The organism is Endozoicomonas sp., from assembly GCF_031844845.1.
Classification (GTDB): domain Bacteria; phylum Pseudomonadota; class Gammaproteobacteria; order Pseudomonadales; family Endozoicomonadaceae; genus Endozoicomonas.
In genome coordinates this window covers 1-3,814 of sequence record NZ_JAVRMB020000011.1, presented here as the reverse complement: position 1 = coordinate 3,814, position 3,814 = coordinate 1, and the positions used below count along the sequence as shown (strand labels likewise).

Genomic DNA, 3,814 nt, shown 5'->3' with positions numbered 1-3,814 from the left:
AACCAGGTAGCTAGAGGCCGCTTTGTTGAGTCAAAGATGGTGTTGCTGGTAAGCGAGGTTTGGCAACGGCAACAATTGCACTGGAATTCAGCTTTCCGGTGAAGCTTTCAGAAACTGCGGGAACCACATTTCGGGCATTGGAAGCCATCTGGCCAGCGCCAGGAGAACAGCGCGTTCTCACACTGATCTTCACTGCCGTAATTAGCCAGAAATCGCCTAATGCTAATGCCTTTTTGGAACTGAATGATATTTTTACACATCAGTTTCACCTCCAAAACACATGACTATCGACGTTTATTATAGCAGCTGGCTCATGACGTAAGGTCGGTGGTAATCAGGAAAAATTTTGATACCGCTCGGGTCAATATACGACACCATGCGTCAATAGGATTCAACTGCGGAGCAATCATTTTAATTGAATCAAAAAAATCACACAGATTCGTCTGCATTTCTTGTATTTTTTCATTAAATTGTGTTGGCTGGTAATGCTTATTGTTTGCTGACGGCCACTTTCGGTTAGCCTCCCAATTGCACTCATTAATAACGGACGGCTTGTTATTGATTCCTTGTGCGAATCTGGATTACTTAATTTGACAAAGAGCGTCCACCAGTTATAGATTAAGGCAACCATTCTTGAGATAAATCGGCATCGCTTTAAATCTTGAGTGGTATAACCTCCCCAACCCCACTGGTTTTTAATTTCATCAAAGTTGTTCTCGCAATCAGCCCGGTCTCGGTAATGATCAATAACTGAAGCAACATCATTATCAAGAGTTGTTACTAATACTGAGTATTCAAAGAGCTTTATGTTTTCCGGATCTTCAATGAAGTCGAGTTCCTTTTGACCTTTTTTACTATCGTGCTCCAGTAATAAAACATCATTTTTTGGAAGCCTTCTCCGGACAATAACAATACGTCTTTCTTTTGTCCATAAAGACAGTTTTAATGTAGCTTCCTTGCCTTCCCAGTGCTTGTCATAGCGAGTCCAACCTCCGCTGCAGTGTGCATGATGTATGGCTTTCTTGACGTTTACTGTCTTCTTTATTTTGAACAGATAACCACATCCGATTTGTTCAAGTTCTGTCATTACTCGATCGCTGCCCCAATCACAATCACCCCGAACAAATTCAGGCCAACATTCTTTTGGAAGGCGTTTTAATAAACTAATTAACCCCGGCAATGAATGGGCGCTATTCCCCTGATTACCTGGTTGAACCTCGACTTCAAGAATCAACTTTAAATTAGCTATCATGTAAGTATGATAGGTGTGAGAAGGTCGGCCGTGGTTATGCGGATTATAACCTATGACAGCCCCTTCCTGATCACCATAGATTGTTTTTATTGTCACATCGACATCCATTATCCACGGAATCCTTAATAAAGGTTCGTAGCATTGTTGCAGATGGTCCTGTAACCATTCAACGCCTTCTTCTTCATCAATTTTAAGAAGTCCTCGACGAGCAGTATCATCACTGACAACCTTCTTCATGCCCAGCAATTTAGAATTAACACCATCTCCTGTTAACGTTGCAATATGAGCATAACGCTTATGACCCGACAGTATCGAGAGAAGAAGAGAGTCAAGAACATTAACTTTACCAGAGGCGTTGTTGCTTGTATAAACTAACGGACAATCAATAACCCAAGGTTCAAACCAGCATCCGGTTTTTAGAAACTGAATAAAAAAATCTAATTGTCCCATTGGAGTTACCGATGCGCCCGGTTCCCACTCGACATGAATCTTTCCTTCAAATGTATCTACCTCAATGGTGGCAGATGACAGCGGTTTGCCGAGCTCTTTCGGCTCACCCTCAGGGTGAGTTGGTTTAGGTACTAAAACCATCCTGAATCCCTTTGTATTAGAGGGGTTACAGTTTAGTCGAAACCTTTAACTGCTGAATTTAGGATGAAAGCTTTGTTTTTATTCCGGAAAGATAATTGTTTGCCAGTTTAATTTATCTAACCTTGCCCCCGGCGCTGTTGAAGATAAAAGTGGAACCCCTGATTTGGGAGCTTCAGATGAGGGTTTAACCACACAAATTGGGCAATGTAGCTTGTCTGGGAAGGTTTCCACTAATAACGTAAACAGCGCTCTTGCCCCCGGTTACTGAGTCTGTTACTCCAATTCAGAGTCATCTTGTTTTATTGTCAAAGGCTCCAGTATAGTAAACAGATGAGTACCACAGGTTATTAGTGCTTCTAATTCTTTGGTATGTTCATTTATAAATTGCATTTCGGATGTTTCCGGAGTTTTACTTTCAGATTCGCCATGTTTGGAACTTAATGGCAGGCTTGTCAATTGGTCGAATCTGAAAGCATTGCTGTCGGAAGGGTTGATGATTGATAGGTTTTGTTTTTCCTTTATTTGAGATTCCTTCATGGCTTGAATAGTTGCATTGTGCATATGCTCAGGTGCTATTTGTATGAAAGGCTGCGGGTGTTTAATTGCCATTTCCCCAAGCATTATGTCCTTAATGATTTTTTTATTTGTTAACACTTCATTTTGTAATGTTTTGGTAAATGTTAATGCGTCCACAATTTTTTCTTTTGAATTTACGTCTGTCTCCTTACGGTTAAGGAGTTGGTTTGCCCGAGTCTGATATTCTCTAATCGTTGTATCGATGGTTAGGAGTTTCAAGTCAATTGTTTCTTTGCGCAATTCGATAGATATCGTGTCATTATCAGCAGGACAAGTTTTTAAGATTTTCTCGTAAAGATAATTATTCCATTTGGTTTCGTCTATCTCCTTTAGAGGCTTTGATTCGCTATGGATTATTATTCTGGGGCGGCAACAAGCTAACCCACCTGAATGTGATATAAGTGTATATTCTTTGCTCTGTATAAGTGTAGTTTTTTTAATGGTAAAGGTAGCGTTGACTATTGTGCCAGCTTGGTGTAATACCTCCCAGAGCTGGGTTTTGTCATCTTTCGGGTTATCCCGGATATTGGTGGTGCCAGGACGATATAGGCCTAGCTGATGTGAGGCATGCAGGACATGGGTGATATCATCATCATTGCAGTGGTGAAAATTGTGTTGGTTTGATATAGGCGGCGGCATAGAGTCATAAATATACTGGCAATGCTTGCATATACTTTCCGTTGAGCGAGATTCATTCCCCTTGTTGGGGTTGGTTTGTTTCGATTCTGTTGATAGGAGATAGCAGAGTCTGCTTTCTTTCCGGTTTTCAGTAACTACCAAAATTTTCCTCTCTCTAAGGTTTTTAACGTGAGGGCCGACAATTTTACACAGTTGTTCATCGATAACGACAAATGTGTAGATATCAGGTATGCTTATTATTTTGGTTGTATGAGGATCAAATAAATAAGTTTTGTCTGTCTGGTATTTAATGACCTTGCCACGACATGACAAGTTTTCTGAGCTGAGAATAAAATTTTTTTCTTCAACCTTGGTCTCATTAGTTGCCCCATCCACAGTACAATAAGAACAGGCATGAACACTATCACATATAAATACTAGGTTCATTTTTTGAAACCCTTCTGTTGGTAACTTCTCAAAAACTGCTGGGAGTAGCTCAAATTCATACAAAACCTTAGTGCATAAAATAAAACAAATTCATACAAAACCTTAGTGCATAAAATAAAAACCGGGGTCAGGTCTTTCTTCTTGAATAACCATCGTCGTAGGTTACTATTTGCGATATAAAAGACCTGACCATTCCGATTTTAAGCTGAAAAATCATAACCGGTTTGTATCTTTAAAGAAGAAAGACCTGACCCCGGTTTTCTGTTCAAAGTTTTTTCCCGAAAAATCATCCTGACCACAAAGCCACGCCCGGCGAACACAGCGAGCGAT

At 40.4% G+C, this 3,814-nt stretch carries 2 protein-coding genes and 1 pseudogene; all 3 read right to left on the bottom strand.

Annotated elements, in window-relative coordinates:
* Window positions 1–260: pseudogene (locus RM811_RS00565) on the bottom strand (transposase); the annotation flags it as partial.
* A gap of 146 nt (window positions 261–406) precedes the next feature.
* Window positions 407–1,843, bottom strand: coding sequence for a transposase (locus tag RM811_RS00560; RefSeq protein ID WP_402519676.1), 1,437 nt, complete (start codon window positions 1,841–1,843; stop codon window positions 407–409).
* A gap of 273 nt (window positions 1,844–2,116) precedes the next feature.
* Window positions 2,117–3,547 (bottom strand): hypothetical protein, encoded by a 1,431-nt coding sequence (locus tag RM811_RS00555; protein WP_402519674.1) that lies wholly within the window; start codon window positions 3,545–3,547, stop codon window positions 2,117–2,119.
* Window positions 3,548–3,814: the final 267 nt, after the last annotated feature.